Below are 19,900 nucleotides of genomic sequence, written 5' to 3'. Positions count from 1 at the left end.
TCACCTGAAAATATTATAGGTTGAATTCTGTAAAATATAAAACCTGTAATTGTAAATTTTTATAGTTTTTTATAGATTCTTATTTACTGTTATTAACTCCTTTAACAAATTACGACATAATAGGAGATAAAAAAGAAAGAAACTATTGGTACAATCCACTGTAAACCACTCGTTTACACAATAAAAAAGAGAGAATAACTCTTTGAGTTATTCTCTCTCTTCTATTAAAACAGATGAATGTTTTCTTTCTTGCAAGCTTCACGTAAATCGTCAGGCCATACAGAAGATTGAACTTCACCGATATGTGCTTTACGTAAGAAGTACATGCACATTCTTGATTGTCCAATACCACCGCCAATTGTTAATGGTAGTACGTCTTCTAAAATACCTTTATGGAAATCATACTCACGTTTGAAGTCTTCACCTGTTTTCGTTAACTGCTCATCAAGTGATTTACTATCAACACGAATTCCCATTGATGATAATTCGAATGAAGATTGTAGTACTGGGTGCCAGAATAAAATATCACCGTTTAATTTCCAATCATCATAATCAGCTGCGCGTCCATCATGCTTTTCACCTGAACGAAGCGCATCACCAATTCCGATAATGAAGACTGCACCGTGTTCTTTTGCAATTGCATGTTCACGATCTTTCGGTGTTAATTCTGGATATTTATCTTCTAGTTCTTGAGAAGTAACGAATACAATTTCTTCTGGTAAATACTTCCCAAGGAACGGATACTTTTCAAATAAGTGGTCTTCTAAATCTTTGAATATTCCATAAATTGTTAGTACTGTTTTTTGTAAGTAATCTACAGTACGCCATTCTTTTTGAACGATTTTTTCCCAATCCCATTGGTCAACGTAAATAGAATGTGTTGCATCAAGTTCTTCATCACGACGGATCGCGTTCATGTTTGTATATAAACCTTCACCAGCTTCATATCCATATTCATGGAGTGCAAATCGTTTCCACTTCGCTAGTGAGTGCACAATTTCTAATTCTTCTCCTGAGTGTAACATATCAAATTCAATTGGACGTTCTACACCGTTTAGATGATCGTTTAATCCTGATTTTTTCGTTACGAATAATGGTGCAGATACACGGAATAGTTCAAGTCGTTTTGCTAATTGATCCTCGAAAAATGTTTTAACTTCCTTAATTGCGATTTGAGTCTCTCTTACTGTCATTAATGATTGATACATGGTGGTTTCCTCCTAAAATGTTTGGATGTTGTGAAAAGAAGCCAACAAAAAAAGCCCTTCTTTCCCAAAAAACTGGGACGAAAGGCTTTGGTTCCGCGGTACCACCCAAATTAGCAACAGAGGTTGCTCACTTATACAATACGGAGATGAAATATCTCGATACTGTTCTTCTTGTAACGGCGAAGTTCCCGGCTAAGTCTACTTTCCTGTAAAGGATTTCGGTTAGCAACTCCAGGAGGTTCTTCATAATAGGCTTCGTATCAGGCTCACACCACCCCTGACTCGCTTAGACTACGTCCTACTACTACTCGTCCTTTCATAGTCGTTTTGTTGTCACATCTCTGAAACATTTTATTAATGATTATTCTATACAAAAAATAAAGAAAGTCAACAAAAAGTTTTAAAATATTTTTCAATTTTTTATTTTACGGCTTTATTGATTGTTTCCAATATACCTTCTTTACTTCTTTTGCCTAGGTATTCTAAAAAACGTCTCACTAACTGAAACTAACGTATATACGACGATTAATGTAATCGTTCGAAATATAGAATCCGCAGTATTTCGTATTATTTTCATTTTCTTTGTAATTCCTTTCAGTTTACTTGCAAATTCATGATATACTATAGCATTCAAGCAGTTTGTTTTCCTTAAAGCAAACATAGTCATTTATAAAGAGTATTTTCTAAATCATTGACTATTATCAAATTAGATTTTTATATAACGGAGTGATTATATGAGTAAAACAAAAGCAAAACCGAAAAAAGGTGTAGGACAAGGTACAGGAAGTAAAGGGTGGAACCGTTGGCAATCAAGTGCAAAAAAGAAGAAAGCTGCAAAGCCATACAAAAGTAAAGGTACAAAGAAATAACATTTAGTTTCTTTACTTTGTACAAAACAAAATATAATTATTACAACGAAAAAGCTATGCCCTCATATATTTGAAGGCATAGCTTTTTTTATTAGATCATTAAAATATCTCGAATTTCTTCTTCTGTGATTGATGATAATTTCTCTTCTCCAGGCTCAATCACTTCAGCAATTAAATTTTTCTTACTCTCTTGCAGTTCATGCATTTTTTCCTCGATTGTTCCGTGAGCCACTAACTTAATAACTTGTACCGTATTTTTCTGTCCCATCCGATATGCCCGATCTGCTGCTTGTTGTTCAACAGCTGGATTCCACCATAAATCGTATAATATAACCGTATCGGCACCCGTTAAGTTAAGCCCCGTACCACCAGCTTTTAAAGAAATGAGAAATAGGTCCCCTTCGCCTTCGTTAAATCGATTACATAGCTCTACACGTTCTTGCGAAGGTGTATTTCCGTCTAAATAAAAGTATGGAATCGCTTGACGATTTAATTCACGACCAATAATGGACAGCATCTTTGTAAATTGAGAAAAAATTAAAATTCTCTTACCGGTACTTCTACATTCCTCTAGTATGTCTAACAGTTGCTCAAATTTAGCTGAACTCCCTTTATAATCATCAACGAATAGAGCGGGATGACAGCAAATTTGTCGCAATCTCGTTAAGCCAGCTAAAATTCTAATTTTATTTTTACGTAACGTATCTTTGTCTAAATGTTTTAACGTTTCTTCTCTTAATTTCGCTAAATAAGCAGCATATAGTCTCTTTTGATCTGGTAATAACTCCGATGACTGTAAGTGCTCTATTTTATCTGGCAGCTCCTTTAATACATCTTCTTTTAGTCGTCTTAATACGAACGGTTTTACGCGCTTCGCAATATCTTCACGCCTTAAATCACTGAATTCTTTTCTTCCTGGTAATAATTCTGGAAATACGACATGAAAGATAGACCATAGCTCTTCTAATGAATTTTCGACAGGCGTTCCCGTTAGTCCGAAACGATATTCAGCTTGAATTGTTTTCACTGCTCTTGCAGTTTGCGTTGTCGGATTTTTAAACGCCTGTGCTTCATCAAGAAATAGTGTATGAAATGGCCTCGCATACGACCTTACATCTCTTCTCAGTAATGGATATGACGTAATTACGACATCAAATTCCGCTACGTCTTTTAAGATTTTTCGTCGTTCTGTTTGATTTCCATCTGCAATAACCGCTCTAATATGTGGGGCGAATTTTTTCAACTCGCTTAACCAGTTGTAAACTAGAGACGATGGAGAAACGACTAATATAGGGAGCTTCTTCTCTCGAATTTCAGGCAAAACAGAATCTATATAAGCAATACTTTGCAACGTTTTTCCAAGTCCCATGTCGTCTGCTAAAATACCGCCAAAACGGTAATAGGCGAGTGTTTTCATCCACTCGAATCCGTATACTTGATACTCTCTCATTACAGCATGTAAAGTTTGCGGCACTGTAAACTTTAATTTTTTCGGGTTTTGAATACTTTCCACTAAATCTTGCACAGACTCATCTAAACTTAAAACATTACCTTCATGAAGTCCGTTCATCCATTTTACACTTCGAATAAGCGGAACATTCACTTCTTCCCCATGTAAAAATTCTTTTCGAATACCTGATTCTTTTACAAACTGATTAATTTCATTAAACTCTTTGCTCTCTAGTGATAATAAAGAACCATTCGCTAGTCGGTAATATTTGCGTTTCTCTTCCAGAGCCACTAACACACCTTTTATTTCCGCTTCCGGTATTCCTTTTATATCAAAACGAAATGATAACCAATCAATTCTTTCTTTTCTTCTCACTCTAATAAGAGGTGCGGTATCGCCTTTATGAATGCGTAATTTAATTGCTGTTGTCGCGTAAATATCAACTAAACCCTTTAAAGTTGGAACGATGTGATATAAAAAGTTATACTCTGCTTCTTCATTATGCATAAAATAACCGCCTTCCGTTTTTGCGAAGGCACTTTCACTCATAATGTCTAAAATCTCTTTTTCCTTTTTCTCATCACGATTAAAGACAGACGGTTGCCCGTCTTCTTCTAGCGGATTAATCACGACGTTTCCATAATGAAATTCGAGACCTGCTAACAAACGATTTTTCACTCGATCTAAATACAGTTTTGCTTTTAACGACGGCGTTTCAACACGATCGGATATTCCTTCATCAATGCGCACTGTTCCAAGTTTCATTAATCCAGGCACAACTTTTGCTACGAAGTGTTCCATCTTATTTTCAGGAATATAAAACTGATTGCTATTTGAGCGACTCATCATTTTTTGCAATTCAATAAGTCGCATACAATCTTCCATAGGTAAATGATATAGTTTCCCATCGTAAAGAGCGTTGTTATACATCTCCATAACTCGAACACGATTTAGGCCGTCTATATGAAGTGTAAAACCGCCATTATTCCCTTTCGTAAACTCAAAATGTAATGGCAATAAACCTTTTGAAATTTGTAACCCGTGAAACAGTTGCTCATTTTGTTTCAGCTGTACATACTCGGCTCTAGAAAGTGCAGCGAGCATATCATTCCACGAAGCTGGCGGTATAAATATCATACTTTCATCTTGTTTCGCATGTACTTCTAGTGCATCTTCATACATTTTTTCATTATGATATATTTTAATGAGGTGTTGTATAATCACGTCCGTTTCTTGTTTAAAACTGTGTATATCTGGCGTGTATGTAAATTCATTGGAACAATGAAAAGTCTCTCTCTTCTCCACTTTAGAAAGAAATTCTCTAATATGATTTATAAGATATGTTTTCGCAAGTTTTAACTGAATTCCAAGAAGAGCCCCACCGCTTTTCGTCGCTACTGGTGAACATATAAACGCAACATCTAATATTTCACGTGTATCAAAACGATGTTGTTTACTTTTTGGCCTCAGTGGTTTGTCTGCAAACAACTGAAACATCCCATTTGTTAATTGATCATTTCTGCTACTAACAGAGCCCATTCCACCCGCTTGCTGGTTATAATTTATTTGTATCAGTACAGCTGCAACATGTTGACAGTACGTTTGGAAAGAGGCTAATGAAGGACAACTACATCTCGCAACAACATCACCTTTTTTAGCTTTTTCTACTGTAACATGAAAATCTTCATTCCCTTTTACCGTCGCCTCGCAAATTTCTTTCGTTTCATCATAGTGATTCACGATTACTTTATTTGATTTATAATAAGCTTCGCCTCTTTTATATGAGGTTTCTCCGCAAACTTCTTTAATAATCGATTTATTTAATGTAAAACTCATTGTTTTGACACTTCCTTAATGTAAAACCATTTTCTCTTACTTAACATTTTACATGCTTCACGAGAAAATATAAAATGTTGATTTAACAAAAAAAGATGCTTATTTATAAGCACCTTTTCACTCTATATCCATCAGTCGTTTCGCCTCAAAATACAACACCTGAATAAATTTTTTCGTATTAATTCGTATATGGCCAGAAGTCGCTACCTCATCCTTTGTCATTTCTGTCATCCGTTTTCTAACTACAGTGAAATCAAAAAACTTCGGAGCATAACTTTCAAATTTCGGATTTGAAAAGTCTGTTAGTCCAAGGGAAGCTAAATGATTTAATGATTGATAAATTGCTCTTCTTACACGTTGTTCAGATGCTTTTCTCTCCTTCTCTATATCTGCATCTGAAGCTAGTTCCCCTAATTTTTTTACTGTTATTTGGTGAAAGATATCTTTTAAAGCAGGAAATCCAAATTCAAATGTTTGCGCCTTTTCTTGTCCATATAAATATTCCAGCATACTAAGTAAATCTTTACTTCCATTCTCTCCCGCAATACCGAGTTCTGATAGTAAGAAGTGTCCTGAATCTGATATCTTTTTCCCTTCTTGCGCTGGTTCATTACGCATTTGCGGCTTTTCCCACTGAAACACATTATTCAATGATTTTTGAATGTCATATATAGAACGTTCCAAACGAATACGTTCTATCACTTTTCGTACAACAGATACTACTTCAATTTTGTTTAGTGGTTTTGTAATATAATATTCCACACCAAGTGTATACGCCTCACCAATGAGCTGTTTCGATTCAACTTGAGAAATCATAATAATTTTCCCAGTAAATGAAGATGCTATATGGCGAACTGTTTCAATGCCGTCTCTCATCGGCATTAGTAAATCAATAAATAAAATGTCCACTTTTTTATAATTTAACTGTTCTGCTTCAATAAACGCTCCATCTTCCGATTCTCCAATTACTTCCCCAAGATCGCCATCCTCAATAATTTGCGAAAGCATCGAACGGAAAACTTCATCATCATCTACGATATAATAAAACAAACCTATTCCCCTTCCCGCTTTAAACTGCACTCCGGTAAACAAACGATAAACTTACACCCGTTCCCATTTTCATTGTCTTCTAACCTTACTTCTCCGCCGAGCTCTGTTACCATTTCGTCTATGTAAGAAAGTCCAATACCTGTGGACGGTGTTCCTGTTTGATCATACTTTGAAGTAAACCCGGGCTTAAATACTAATTTCTTATACTTTTGCGTTATACCAGGGCCATCGTCAATTACTTCGAAGATTACATGTTGCTCTCGTTTATATAATTTAATATGAATGAGACCTCTATCTTCAATTGCTTCTACTGCATTCGCAACTAAGTTATTAAAGATTGATAGTACTGTATACACGTGATATGCAGCGTGTTCACCTTCTATATGTTTAGAAAAACGTATATCTTTCCCTAACATTGCAGCATACTTTTCATTTATTCTTACAATCATTTCTATAAGCTCATGACCTTCTACATACTCCGCCACATTTTTATCTAATAGCAGTTTAGATAACCCTGCAAAAATCCTTTGATTATCCTTTTTTATTTCGTGCACTTCTCCTGCTATTTTCAATGCTGTTTTACTGCTGGAATCATCGTTCGCTTGTAAGTTTCGATATAGTTGATATGCTTCTTGTGTAATCAACTCTGCATTTTGTAACGTTTTTTTCAAATGAACAGATTCTACATATAAATTTGAAAGGTGCATAAACATTTTTTCATTTTCTTTTCGAACTTGTGATTCTTTTAATTTCGTTTCATATAAATTCATCATATTTAAAAAACCGAGTGCAAAGAAACTACGAAAAATAGCAATAATAATAAGTTTATTTACTTCAGAAACTGTTATCGTTGTACCGAGCACTACCATATGATAAATTGCGAGTTCTGACATACTTGCAATAATTTCAATTGTAATTCCAAGGCACCCTATAACAATTGGTTTCTGATGAAACTTATTCACCCTGCAAAGTGAAAAAAGACTTCCATAAATAAAATAATAAAAGAACACAGGATAGCGCAAATAAAATGATTCTGTCATATGAAATGAACCTTGCATGATCCAGTCAAGGCATACGCGGAATAAAACGACACATATACCGACAAGAATACCTGCAGCCGCTGCTGGTATTCTTCTTAAAAATAGTAATAAAAAGAAGAAAAGCGGCGTCCCAAAGCTAACGCGAAACATATCGTTAAAAGGATGAAAATTAAGCTCTCCAGCAATCGGAACAACTACCATTAATATAATTAAAAGGGATATATCTTTCTTCCATAACTGATTCCAATTCAAAGGTGCCACTTCCTATACTTTTTGTCAGTAGTAAAAGTGAAAGCCCGCTTATTTTTATAAACGGGCTTTATTTCTATATTGTAACCTTTTCTACCGCTTTTATTTGGCGATACTCTGGCTCCCAAATTGCTTCTTTCACTGCAATCTTGATATCGTTATCACTTAAGTTCTCTCTAGCAACACCTTCTGCAACAGCAACTTTCGCTACTTCAATTGCAACCATTTCCGAGATATTACGTAACTCTTCAACTTCTGGTAATATAGGTGCACCTGGCTGACTTGTATCTACCATGCTTGCAACTGCTTCAGCTGCTGCTGCGAACATTCCATCCGTCATGACGCTTGCACGTACGACAATTGTTCCAAGACCAAGTCCAGGGAAAATAAGTGCATTGTTTGATTGTCCAATCACATACGTTACACCGTTATATGTAACTGGTTCAAATGGACTTCCTGTTGCAACTAATGCTCTTCCTTCTGTCCACTCAATTAAATCAGCTGGTTTCGCTTCAGCAAGTGGCGTCGGATTCGACATCGGTAAAATGATTGGTCTTTCTACGTGAGAAGCCATTTCTTTAACAATCTCTTCTTTAAATGCACCTGCAACCGTTGATGTACCGATTAAAATTGTCGGTTTTACATGCTTCACGACTTCAGCAAGTCCGATTACACCATTTTCTTTCCACTCACTTACTTCCGCTTCTTTTCTTGCATACGGAATTTGGAAATCAAGAAGATCTTCCATGTTATCTGTAACTAATCCGTTACGATCAATACACCAGAAGCGCTTATATGATTCTTCTTCTAATACGCCGACGCGTACCATCGCATCTCTAACTTGATCTGCGATACCGATTCCAGCCGTACCAGCACCAAACACAACAACGCGGTGTTCACTTAGCGGTACACCAGAAGCTTTCACTGCAGATAATACAGCAGCAAGTGAAACTGCACCTGTTCCTTGAATATCATCATTAAACGTACAAATATCATGACGATATTTATCTAAAATTTTTCGTGCATTTCGAGAGCTAAAGTCTTCCCAATGTAAAAGTGCTTTCGGGAATTGTTTATTTACCGCTTGTACAAATGTATCAATAAATTCATCGTAAGCTTCACCTGTTATACGGGGGTGACGATTTCCAATATAAAATGGATTATTTAATAGTTCCTCACGATTTGTACCTACGTCTAAAATTACCGGTAATACGCGGCTAGGATCGATTCCAACTGCTGCCGTATAAACAGCTAATTTTCCGATTGCGATGTTGATACCACCAACGCCCCAGTCACCAATTCCAAGTATGCCTTCTCCATCTGTAACAACGACTAAATCAATATTTTCTGCTGTTGCACCGATATTGGCGAATGCTTCTTCAATACCTGACGGATCGTTAATTGATAAATACACACCACGTGGTTTACGGTATTCATGACTATATCTTTGGATTGCTACACCAACAGTTGGTGTATATACGATTGGTAACATTTCGCGTAAATGATCTGTTAAAATGCGATAAAATAACACTTCATTTCGATCATGTAACGCTGTTAAGTATACATTCTTTAATAAATCATCCGGCTGAGAACAAAATTGTTCGTATGCTCGGCGTGCTTGTTCTTCTAAAGTTAAAACTGCTGGCGGTAATAACCCTTTTAAACCTAATTCTTCTCTTTCTTCTTGCGTGAAAGCGACCCCTTTATTTAAAAGTGGTGTTGATAATACTTCTACTCCTCTTAATGTCGTTTCTAATGAACCATTAGAAGCTACTGTAAACTTGCTCATAACATCCCTACCTCTATTCATATATAGCATTTCTATATTGTAAACAAAAAAGAGGGGCTTGTCCCCCTCTTCTTTTAATTTTTCTTTAAAAGAGTTGCTCCTGCAATCCCTGGGTGTGTCATTTCAAATGGATCTAGAATTAACTCTAAATCTTCTTGTGACAATACACCATTTTTCACACAAAGTTCTCGAACGGATTGCCCTGTCGCGATTGCTTCTTTCGCAACGCGAGCTGCTGCTTCATAACCGATATGAGGGTTCACGGCTGTAATAATTCCTACACTCTTCTCAACATACTCTTTTAAGCGATCTTCATTCGCTTCAATTCCTTTTAAGCAATTATCTGTAAAGGCACGGAAACCGTTATTCATAATGCTAATTGATTGTAGTAAGTTGAAAACAAGTACTGGTTCCATCACGTTTAATTCTAATTGACCTGCTTCTGAAGCAAGACAAATTGTATGGTCGTTACCAATTACTTGGAATGCAATTTGATTAATTACTTCTGGCATAACAGGGTTTACTTTCCCTGGCATAATAGAAGAACCTGGTTGACGAGCAGGTAGCATAATTTCCGCTAAGCCAACACGTGGACCTGATGCCATTAAGCGAAGGTCATTCGCAATTTTAGACATATTCATCATACATACTTTAAGTGCTGCAGATACTTCAGTATAAGCATCCGTATTTTGCGTCGCATCTACTAAATCTTCTGCACCAACAAGTGGTAGTTCACTAATTGTAGCTAAATGTTTTACAACTGCTTCAATGTATTCTGGATCTGCATTTAAGCCTGTACCAACTGCAGTTGCTCCCATATTTACTTCATATAAATGTTGACGCGATTGTTGAATTCGTTTCATATCACGTTCAAGTACACGAGAGTATGCTTTAAATTCTTGTCCAAGACGAATTGGCACAGCGTCTTGTAAATGTGTACGCCCCATTTTAATCACATGATCGAACTGTTCTGCTTTTAATTCAAATACATCGTGCATATAACCCATCGTTTGTAATAAACCTTCTAATGCGTTTAATGTTGCGATATGAATCGCCGTTGGGAATGCATCGTTTGTTGATTGTGCCATGTTTACATGACTATTTGGACTAATATAATGATAGTCTCCCTTTTCCATTCCTAATAATTCAAGAGCACGATTGGCAATGACTTCATTTGCATTCATATTCATTGAAGTACCTGCTCCGCCTTGGATTGGATCTACGATGAAATGATCATGCCATTTTCCATCCAGAATTTCTTGAGCAGCTTCTGCGATCGCGCCGCCCTTGTTCAATTCCAATCTTCCTACATCTGTATTCGCAAGTGCTGCAGCTTTCTTTACAATTGCGAACGCTTTAATTAAGCCTTCATGAATTTTGTATCCTGTAATTGGGAAGTTTTCAACTGCACGCATTGTTTGTACGCCGTAGTATGCATAGTTTGGCACTTCTTTTTCACCTAAAAAATCTTTTTCAATTCGAACACCATTTTTAACTTCAGTTAATGTTGCCATGATTATTCACTCCTTAACAATTTCTTATGCTGCTTTTGTTTCTTTGACTGTTTCTACATATTGTTTTGCTTTCTCATTATCGAATTCGCCTTCCCACTTCGACATAACAATGGCCGCTAATGCATTTCCTAATACATTGACAGATGAGCGAATCATATCTAAAATGCGGTCAATTCCCGCAATTAATGCGATACCTTCTAGTGGTAACCCCATTGAACCTAACGTTGCTAATACAACAACGAACGATGCACCTGGAACTCCCGCCATACCCTTGGATGTTAACATGAGAACGAATAATAACGTTATTTGCTCTGTCAGTGACATGTGCACACCGTACATCTGTGCAACAAACAATGCCGCTAACGCTTGATAAATAGCCGATCCAGTCAAGTTAAATGTATAACCTGTCGGAATAACGAAAGAGGCAACTGCCTTTGGACAACCGAATTCTTCCATTTTTCTCATTATATTAGGTAAAACAGCTTCTGAACTTGCTGTCGTAAATGAAAGAATAAGTTCTTCTTTTAAAATTTTCATTAATGTAAAAATGTTTACGCCAACCATTCGGGCATTAATACCTAATACAATCACAACGAATAGTATAACAGTTACGTATACAGCTAGCACTAGTTTTCCTAAAGGAAGTAGTGTTGCTACACCAAATTTTGCAACCGTAACCGCAATTAATGCAAATACACCAAATGGCGCAAATTTCATCACTTGATTTGTAACCCAAAACATCGCTTCGAGTACACCTTCAAAGAAGTGGAAAACTGGTTTCCCTTTTTCTCCAATTGCTGCAACTCCTAAACCGAATAATACTGAGAAGAAAATAATCGGTAATAAGTCACCTTGTGCAATCGATTCAAATACGTTTTTCGGTACGATATGAACAATTGTCTCAGCGAATCCTTGCTTCTCTGTAGCATCTGCTGTTTGTTTATAAGAAGAAATATCACTTTGCTGTAAGTTGTTCATATCAACGCCAGTACCTGGTTGGAAGATATTAGCCGCAAGTAATCCCATTAAAATAGCGATTGTTGTAATAATTTCGAAATAAAGAATTGTCTTACCGCCCAGTTTCCCAAGCTTCTTCATATCTCCTACACCAGCTACTGCAACAATTAATGCTGAAATAACAATCGGTACTACAATCATTTTAATTAAGTGAATAAATATATCCCCAACTGGTGTGATATAAGAAATAGCCGTTTTATTACCATAGAAGATTGCCCCTACTACAATCCCTAAAACAAGTGCAACAAAAATTTGTGTTGCCAATCCGAATTTTTTCATTTATGTTCATCCCCTTTATGCGAACGCTTTCATTTCGTATTTATAAAAGCTTACTCACACATCATATAGGGGAACCTACAAAATCATACAAAAACCTACAAGTTCGTCACAAAAAATTCGAAAATTTTTCTTTTCTTTTTCATTGACACCTTTTCGTGAAAAAGAGATAAAATATACTTGATAAGTAATCAGATTGTTTCGTATAATCAAAAAGATATATACTTACAACAAATCGAAATGAAAAGGAGTGGATGATATGAAAAACTATACAAAGCAATTCGCCTTATCTTCTTCTTTTCTTTTTCATTTTCTTAAAAAGGAACAAGGGCATTTGCCTTTGTTCCTTTTTTATTGCGATTTATATAGGGGGAATTGTTATGAGACCATATAAACGTGTCTTAATTAAATTAAGCGGCGGTGCACTTGCCGATCAAACCGGAAATAGCTTTAACTCCAAACGATTAGAACATATCGCAAATGAGATTTTATCCATCGTTGATTTAGGTATTGAAGTATCTATCGTCATCGGAGGCGGGAACATTTTCAGAGGTCATTTAGCTGAAGAATGGGGCATTGATCGTGTAGAAGCTGATAATATCGGTACATTAGGTACCATCATTAATAGCTTAATGCTACGCGGCGTTTTAACAAGCAAAACAAATAAAGAAGTTCGCGTTATGACTTCCATCCCGTTTAATGCTGTAGCTGAACCATACATTCGCTTGCGTGCAGTCCATCATTTAGATAACGGTTATATCGTTATTTTTGGAGGCGGTAATGGGCAACCGTTCGTTACGACAGATTACCCTAGTGTTCAAAGAGCCATTGAAATGAATAGTGACGCAATATTAGTCGCCAAACAAGGAGTAGATGGCGTCTTTACTAGTGATCCAAAACATAATAAAGCAGCAAAAATGTACAAAAAACTAAACTATAACGATATTGTTAGGCAAAACATACAAGTAATGGATCAAGCCGCTTTACTACTTGCCCGTGATTATAATTTGCCAGCACACGTCTTTAACTTCGATGAGCCTGGAGTGATGAGACGAATTTGTTTAGGAGAGCATGTAGGAACATTGATTAATGATGACGCTTCTTTACTTGCGCATGAGAAATAATTATTTCTCATTTTAAAAGGGTGTCTATAAAAGACACCCTTTTTCCATTAACCTTTATAAATAAAAATCCACCATCCCAGCAAATTTCTCCTTACAACGCTCCCAAAAAGATAACTTCTCAAAAAATTCTTTCGTCATTTCTTTTGAATCACGAAAATCCTCTGTTAACGCCTTATTAACTTGCCCTACAATAGGACCTCCATGAATATAAAAATTCATTTCATCATTTATATTGAAACTACGCGAAGTAAAGTTTGTTGTGCCGATAACGGTTAATTCATTATCAATAAGCATTAATTTGCCATGGAACATTCCTTTTTTATACCCATATACAGTAATCCCATTATTAACAGCTTGACGTATGTATGGATACGCCGCTTCTTTTATAAGAGGTAGATCTGGTTTATATGACCAAAGTATTTTTACTGTAACACCACGCTTTTGTGCTGCGATTAAAGCATTCATGGATTCTTTATTTTTCGCTATAAAATACGGCGTTGCAATTACAATTGAGTGCTGAGCTTGTTTTATAAGATCTATATATTTTTCAGCGACGTGATGCCCATTATAACTAACCATAGTATGTAGTGTATTCCCTTTGCTAGCCTTATTCGTACTCCTCTTTATATCTTCTTTCGTATCTCGTTTCCAATCTAAAGCAAATTGTTCCTCTAAGTCTTTTGCACCTTCACCTTTTATCCGTACATGATAGTCTCTCCAGTACCCAAAGTGTTTATCTTTCCCTAAGTATTCATCCCCTATATTAAAACCACCCGTATAACCAATCTCTCCATCAATCGTTGTAATGCGGCGATGATTACGATGGTGAAGTGAATAAAACCCGAATGGTAATTCCTGTTTTCTACTATATGTAAAATGTACACCATTTTCCTGTAATTCTTTTTTCATCTTTCTTTCAAATGATAAATCGTTAAGTAAATCGACAGATAAATATACGTTTACTCCTTCTCTTGCCTTTTCTTTTAATAAGTTTAAAAAAGTATGACTACTTTTATCATCCGATAAAATAAAAAAATAAGTGTAAATAGATTGTTTCGCTTCTTTTATATCAGTAAATAACTGTTTATAAAATGACTTTCCTTCTACATATAATTGAAAATCACTATAATGAGGTGCATACTCTGTCGGCATGTTTTTCCCAGCTTCCATTTTCCTACCTAAAGTAACATCAATATGCATACAAATTAAAATAAAAGCGAAAATAGCAATAATAATGGAAGTAACTCGCAATATTTTTTTAATCATGTTCATTTCCTTCCGCTCATTTTTCTTTCCACCCTACTATTTTGGCATTCAAATTTAGATTTCATGCTTCATACAAAAAAGGATGCGACTTAACGTCACACCCTTTTCATATTAAACAAAGTTTCTCGCATCATTATTTCTTCCAAACTTATAAATAGCAATTAAGAAGAATGCTACCGCAAAGGCAAATAAGATTAAAATGTTTACATACAACTCTGAAAATGGAATTCCTTGCTGTAGTTTTGCTATCGTGTCTAGTAACCAACGCTGCGGAAGGAAATCAGCTACTTTTTGTACCGCTTTTGGCATAATGTCATATGGAAAATAACATCCGGCAAGTAAACATGTTGGTACAATGACCAGATTTTGCATCGTATTTGCCGATGCTGAGTTTTTCGAAAAAGCAACAAGAACTAATGATATTCCAATCGCTATTAAAGCAAATAGCATTAGTACGCCAATCATCACTATGAAAGGCATATTGATATTCGTATGAAAAACATTCGTTAGGAATAGGATTGTAATTAAAATTTGTATTGTTAGTATCATCATATTGACCCCGACATTAGATAATATGAATTTCTTCCCATCTATCGGCGTTGTTAAGAGCCTAAAATACGTTCTATTTTCTTTTTCTTTTAAAATATATCCTGATAAGTTCGCTGCTGAAAACAGCATAAACATAATAAGGTAACCCATCGTTTGGTTTGTCATATCTTTATTTTTCGAAGTATCTGCAAGTGTCTCAGACTTTACTTTAAATGAATTCTTTTGATAACCAGCGTACATACTATTAAACGTACTTTGATCCGTCCCTGCCACTTTACTAATCGCTACAATATTATCAATATAGTTATATAAATATGATTTTATGAATACTGTTACTTGATCCCTTTTAATTGATGAAATCTCAATATGATCAGGTTTCCCTTCTCGAACACTTTCAGAAAAACCAGAATCTAATGTAATAACACCATCAAGTTTTTTGGAAGTGAGTTTATCTTCTACTTCAGATTCTTTAATTTTACTTACCTTTACATGATTTAACCCTTCTAGAAATTTCACCGTATCATTTGCTATAGGTTGATTTTCTTTATTTATAACCCCGATATTTAACGTCCCTTGCCCTACATTCCCATACATTGAGAAGGAGATTAATGTTCCTATTATCGGCAAACTAATAATAATAAGTAAACTTTTTTTATTTTTCAAAAGTACAGATAACGTTTTTTGTATGAGCCATAAGATATCTTTCATACTATAGCCCCTCCCGTCTACGTAATGCAATAATCGCAATTAATAAAAAGAGTGCTGAAATGCCAAGGTTTAAAGAGATTACCGGCAGTGCTGCTCCTACATCATTTGCATAAATAATTTTCATAACAGCTGTATTTGCCCACGTTAACGGTGATAAATTTGTAACGAAATTTTCTTCTACTACGAAGTATGCACCACCAAAAATAGAAGCTAATTGTACGACTACAAGAATAATTGCTCTCGATGATTCAGCTGTTTTTGTAATATATCCAATTCCTAAACCGAAGCTAATTGCTAGAAAGACTTGTGTTAATAAAATTATAAATATAATTCCAAGATGGTCGCCCCAATTCGCTTGAAAAACAAATTTGCTAAATAACATGACGAGTAATATACAAAGGGCATTTGCTACTAGGCTACCAAGTATTTTTCCAACGAATATTTCAGCCTTACTTATAGGCGCAGCAATAAGGCGATCTCCCGTTTTACGTATTCGTTCTTCTCGAATTAAAGAACTCGCTCCCATCGCAGCATATAGTGCAATCATCGTCGTCATTACAACCGCATAGTAATCCATAGAACCTGGTTTTTTCGCAGCTTGTAAAGATGTTTCTTGTATATAATCATTATGATTTCCGTTTGAAATAACTGTGCTTACCTTACGAGGATCTACTTTTGCAACTTCGGCCGCTACATTGTACTTATCAACAAATGTTGTAAGCATCCCTTCCACAATACTTCCCTCGACACTACTTCTGTCACTTCCGTAAAATTTTGCATCATCTTTATTTAATTCTACATAGGCAGCATATTTATTTTGCTTCACCGCTTCCTTCCCATCTATACCTTCGGAAGCTTTTTTAAAATGAATACCCGATTTATCCACTTTTTTCGCAAATGCTTCAAATGCTTGAGAAAACGCACTACTTGCTTCATCTTTATATAGCACCTGTATATCTTTAATTGAATGACTATCACTATTAAACGCATTACTTAATGCTGTTCCTAACACAAGCATAAGCACAATCGGAAATGCTAGCATAAAAACTAAAGTTCTTATGTCCCTGAAATCTCTTTTAATATGCAAAATTGCAATATTGAAGATGTTCAATTGATGAACCTCCCTTTACCTTTTCTCCATTTACCATTTATTTATCTCGTAAGTTTCTACCAGTTAACGTAAGAAATACTGTTTCTAAGTTTGGAGCCTGCTCCTCTAATGAACGAATTTCAATGTCATGATTAATGAAGTGCTGAATAATTTTATTTAAATTGTTTAATCCTGCATCCGAGTTTACTTTAATTACGTTCTCTTCAATTTGAACAGCTTTCACACCGTTTATCTCTTTTAATTTTTCTACATCTAAATTTTCTACTGACTTTACTTCAATCCAAATGTCTTTCGTATCGGTAATAATCGCTTTTAACTGTTCTTTCGTTCCTTCTGCAATCACTTTACCATGATCGACAATTGCGATTTTCGTACAAATCTCTTCTACTTCTTCCATGTAGTGGCTCGTGTAAATAATCGTACTTCCCATTTCATTTAATTTTCGGACAGACTGAAGGATATAGTTTCTTGACTGCGGATCAATTCCAACTGTCGGCTCATCCATAATAATTAACTTCGGTCTATGAGCGATTGCACAAGCTATATTCAGTCTGCGTTTCATCCCGCCAGAAAAGTTTTTCGGGAAACTTTTATGTTTATCGCTAAGTCCCACAAATTGAAGTGCTTCCTCCACTCTTGCTTTTAGTTCAGCTCCTCTTAACCCGTACAGTCCAGCAAAGAATTTCACATTTTCATAGGCAGTTAACTCTTCATAGATTGCAATATCTTGCGGAACGACACCAATATTCATCTTCGCAAATCGATTATGTTTCTTTATATTTTTTCCTAATATACTAATTTCACCTTCATTACTTCTTAACAACCCAGCGATCATATTAATCGTCGTACTCTTACCAGCACCATTTGATCCTAAAAAGCCAAATATTTCTCCTTCGTTAATAGATAAAGACATATTATCTACCGCGATGAAATCACCAAATTTTTTCGTTAAATTTTTTATTTCTAATGTATTCATCATTTCACCCCTATTTCGGTTTCTCTGCTTTTAGTATAAACAAAAAGAATGAACCTGCTCAGTGCAGAAGTTCACTCTTTTCACATGAGAATATTCACTTTTTTCCTATGAGATGATTCATCCTCCTATCGGCAACAACATTGTTACCGAAAAACCATTTTTCCCATCTACAATAATTTTCCCGTTTACAGAAGCTGTTCGCTCCTCCATCCCCATAATACCGAGACCTTTTTTCACAAGCTCTGCACCTTTTCCGTTATCCTTCACTTGTACCTTCACCATCTTATTAAGTACATGAACATCTATGGAAATGACTGTTGCATCAGCATATTTCATCGCATTTGTTAATGCCTCCGTAACATTTTCACCGATAATCTTCCACTGAATCGGTGAAATCATATCTAAATTCCCTTTATATACGAAAGGAATATTTATATCATGCTTACCGGCAAATTCCTCTATGAATAATTTCATACGATGAATACCAATTTGCTCTGTTGGTGGCTTCATATTTTTCAATGTAATCCGAATGCTTTCAATTCCATCTTTTGAAATATAAATTGCATTTTGTAATAACTCAGCAGACTTTTCTTTATCTATTTCCATTAACCTCTTTGCTGCTTCCATTTGAATGAGTGCGCCCGTCATCGAGTGTCCAATTTTATCATGAATTTCTTGTGACAACCGATTTCTCTCTTCTAACTTAAATGTGTACTCTGATTGTCTTATGTACTCTTTATTTTCATGTAAGCTTTTCGTAAGTCGCTGCATATCTTTTCGCATCTTATCATTTTGTGATTCAAGCTTTACTACACGCGATATATACCGTTCTGCCATAGTTAATACGATGAAAGAAAATGCAACAATTAATCCATATGTCATTCGAATGCTTTCATCTGTAAAAATAATAGGAATCATCATAATGATAAATAGCTGCCATTTCTTCTCTATATAAAGAAATATAATTTCATATAAGTTCAATGGTAAAAACAAAATAAAAAACGGATGAATCTTCCATGTAAATAACATAACTAGACCAATTGATACGCAAGTTAATATGTTTTTGTACGTATCATTTTTAAATATAGAGATCAACACGTTTACAGAAAGAAATAAAAGTAAAGTAAGTATAATCCACGGTAAGTTCACAACATTTAAATAAATGTAACTGAACACAATATATATAAAGACAATTAATTTACTTACAGTTAACCAAAATTCCATAACATTAATCTACTTTCCCTGTTAAATAATAAATCGCAATTTGTGTACGATGTTCGAGTCCAGTTTTCCCTAAAACCGATGTAATATAATTTGCGATTGTTCCTTCTGATATGAAAAGTTGCTTTGAAATTTCTTTATTCGAAAAACCTTTCGCAATTAACGCGATAATACTAAGCTCTCTCTCTGTAAAAAGACTTGTATCTATTTTACATTCGTCCTCTTTGCTTCCCATTAAATTGCATTTAATTTTATCAAGCACTACATCTTGCATAACAGTTTGACCGTTATATACTCCCTTTATCGCATCACGAATACGCTCTGGATCATTATTTTTTAATAAATAACCTTTCGCTCCGTTTTTTACTGCGTCCAAAATATATTCATCATCATCGAACGTCGTTAAAATAAGCGGTTTCGTTTCTGTCTCTTCATAAATCAATTTCGTTGCCTCTACCCCGTTCATATTTGGCATACGAACGTCTAAAAGCGCGATATCAACGTCGTTCTTTTTACAATATTCCACTGCTTCTTTCCCATCATTTACTGTATCTACCACTTCAAACTCTTCATATGTATTTAAAATAATTTTCATACCTTCTCTTATAAAAGAGTTATCATCCGCTATTAATATTTTAATTTTCATG

At 35.3% G+C, this 19,900-nt stretch carries 16 protein-coding genes and 1 other annotated feature; of the genes, 2 read left to right on the top strand and 14 right to left on the bottom strand.

The window, feature by feature from the left end:
* Positions 1-224: 224 nt before the first annotated feature.
* Both asnA and ACVWY7_RS14445 read right to left on the bottom strand, forming a co-directional pair.
* Complete coding sequence (asnA, locus tag ACVWY7_RS14450) at positions 225-1,208, bottom strand: aspartate--ammonia ligase (RefSeq protein WP_000284908.1); 984 nt, start codon at positions 1,206-1,208, stop codon at positions 225-227.
* 70 nt (positions 1,209-1,278) lie between these two features.
* Positions 1,279-1,537: a binding site (T-box leader), on the bottom strand.
* Between the two features lie 131 nt (positions 1,538-1,668).
* Positions 1,669-1,842: a hypothetical protein gene (locus tag ACVWY7_RS14445; protein WP_001983127.1), complete on the bottom strand. Its 174-nt coding sequence runs from the start codon at positions 1,840-1,842 to the stop codon at positions 1,669-1,671.
* A gap of 100 nt (positions 1,843-1,942) precedes the next feature.
* On the opposite strand from ACVWY7_RS14445, the gene ACVWY7_RS14440 reads away from it, so the two are divergent.
* Positions 1,943-2,077, top strand: coding sequence for a DUF3934 domain-containing protein (locus ACVWY7_RS14440; RefSeq protein ID WP_000047591.1), 135 nt, complete (start codon positions 1,943-1,945; stop codon positions 2,075-2,077).
* 91 nt (positions 2,078-2,168) lie between these two features.
* Here ACVWY7_RS14440 and ACVWY7_RS14435 read toward each other — a convergent pair whose 3' ends face one another.
* The 6 genes from ACVWY7_RS14435 to ACVWY7_RS14410 form a co-directional block, all read right to left on the bottom strand.
* Positions 2,169-5,363, bottom strand: coding sequence for a DEAD/DEAH box helicase (locus tag ACVWY7_RS14435; RefSeq protein ID WP_105989153.1), 3,195 nt, complete (start codon positions 5,361-5,363; stop codon positions 2,169-2,171).
* A 117-nt stretch (positions 5,364-5,480) separates the two neighbouring features.
* Positions 5,481-6,413: a response regulator gene (locus ACVWY7_RS14430; RefSeq protein WP_000500311.1), complete on the bottom strand. Its 933-nt coding sequence runs from the start codon at positions 6,411-6,413 to the stop codon at positions 5,481-5,483.
* 2 nt (positions 6,414-6,415) lie between these two features.
* A complete protein-coding gene (locus tag ACVWY7_RS14425; RefSeq protein WP_105989151.1) occupies positions 6,416-7,714 on the bottom strand; it encodes a sensor histidine kinase in 1,299 nt (432 codons plus the stop codon).
* A gap of 64 nt (positions 7,715-7,778) precedes the next feature.
* On the bottom strand, positions 7,779-9,491 hold the full coding sequence (gene malS / locus ACVWY7_RS14420) for an oxaloacetate-decarboxylating malate dehydrogenase (RefSeq protein ID WP_002080061.1): 1,713 nt from the start codon (positions 9,489-9,491) through the stop codon (positions 7,779-7,781).
* A 74-nt stretch (positions 9,492-9,565) separates the two neighbouring features.
* Positions 9,566-11,005 (bottom strand): aspartate ammonia-lyase, encoded by a 1,440-nt coding sequence (gene aspA, locus ACVWY7_RS14415; RefSeq protein ID WP_000224179.1) that lies wholly within the window; start codon positions 11,003-11,005, stop codon positions 9,566-9,568.
* Between the two features lie 24 nt (positions 11,006-11,029).
* The gene (locus tag ACVWY7_RS14410; RefSeq protein ID WP_000713281.1) at positions 11,030-12,301 is read right to left on the bottom strand and encodes a cation:dicarboxylate symporter family transporter; all 1,272 of its coding nucleotides are present in this window, start codon (positions 12,299-12,301) and stop codon (positions 11,030-11,032) included.
* A 377-nt stretch (positions 12,302-12,678) separates the two neighbouring features.
* On the opposite strand from ACVWY7_RS14410, the gene pyrH reads away from it, so the two are divergent.
* Positions 12,679-13,422, top strand: a complete 744-nt coding sequence (gene pyrH, locus ACVWY7_RS14405) for a UMP kinase (protein WP_001248050.1) — start codon at positions 12,679-12,681, stop codon at positions 13,420-13,422.
* A 54-nt stretch (positions 13,423-13,476) separates the two neighbouring features.
* Here pyrH and ACVWY7_RS14400 read toward each other — a convergent pair whose 3' ends face one another.
* The 6 genes from ACVWY7_RS14400 to ACVWY7_RS14375 form a co-directional block, all read right to left on the bottom strand.
* A complete protein-coding gene (locus tag ACVWY7_RS14400; RefSeq protein ID WP_000591909.1) occupies positions 13,477-14,688 on the bottom strand; it encodes a phospholipase D-like domain-containing protein in 1,212 nt (403 codons plus the stop codon).
* Positions 14,689-14,799: 111 nt separating this feature from the next.
* Positions 14,800-15,945 (bottom strand): ABC transporter permease, encoded by a 1,146-nt coding sequence (locus ACVWY7_RS14395; protein WP_105989150.1) that lies wholly within the window; start codon positions 15,943-15,945, stop codon positions 14,800-14,802.
* Position 15,946: 1 nt separating this feature from the next.
* Positions 15,947-17,056 (bottom strand): ABC transporter permease, encoded by a 1,110-nt coding sequence (locus tag ACVWY7_RS14390; RefSeq protein WP_038356797.1) that lies wholly within the window; start codon positions 17,054-17,056, stop codon positions 15,947-15,949.
* A gap of 37 nt (positions 17,057-17,093) precedes the next feature.
* Complete coding sequence (locus tag ACVWY7_RS14385) at positions 17,094-18,032, bottom strand: ABC transporter ATP-binding protein (RefSeq protein WP_105989148.1); 939 nt, start codon at positions 18,030-18,032, stop codon at positions 17,094-17,096.
* A 117-nt stretch (positions 18,033-18,149) separates the two neighbouring features.
* Complete coding sequence (locus ACVWY7_RS14380; RefSeq protein WP_071736123.1) at positions 18,150-19,256, bottom strand: sensor histidine kinase; 1,107 nt, start codon at positions 19,254-19,256, stop codon at positions 18,150-18,152.
* 4 nt (positions 19,257-19,260) lie between these two features.
* Entirely contained in the window at positions 19,261-19,899 is a 639-nt protein-coding gene (locus ACVWY7_RS14375; RefSeq protein ID WP_105989146.1) for a response regulator transcription factor, read from the bottom strand.
* Between the last annotated feature and the right edge of the window lies 1 nt (position 19,900).

Source organism: Bacillus sp. TE9106W, assembly GCF_054062215.1.
The sequence above is the reverse complement of the archived record's forward strand: the minus strand, read 5'-3'. Positions and strand labels throughout refer to the sequence as shown.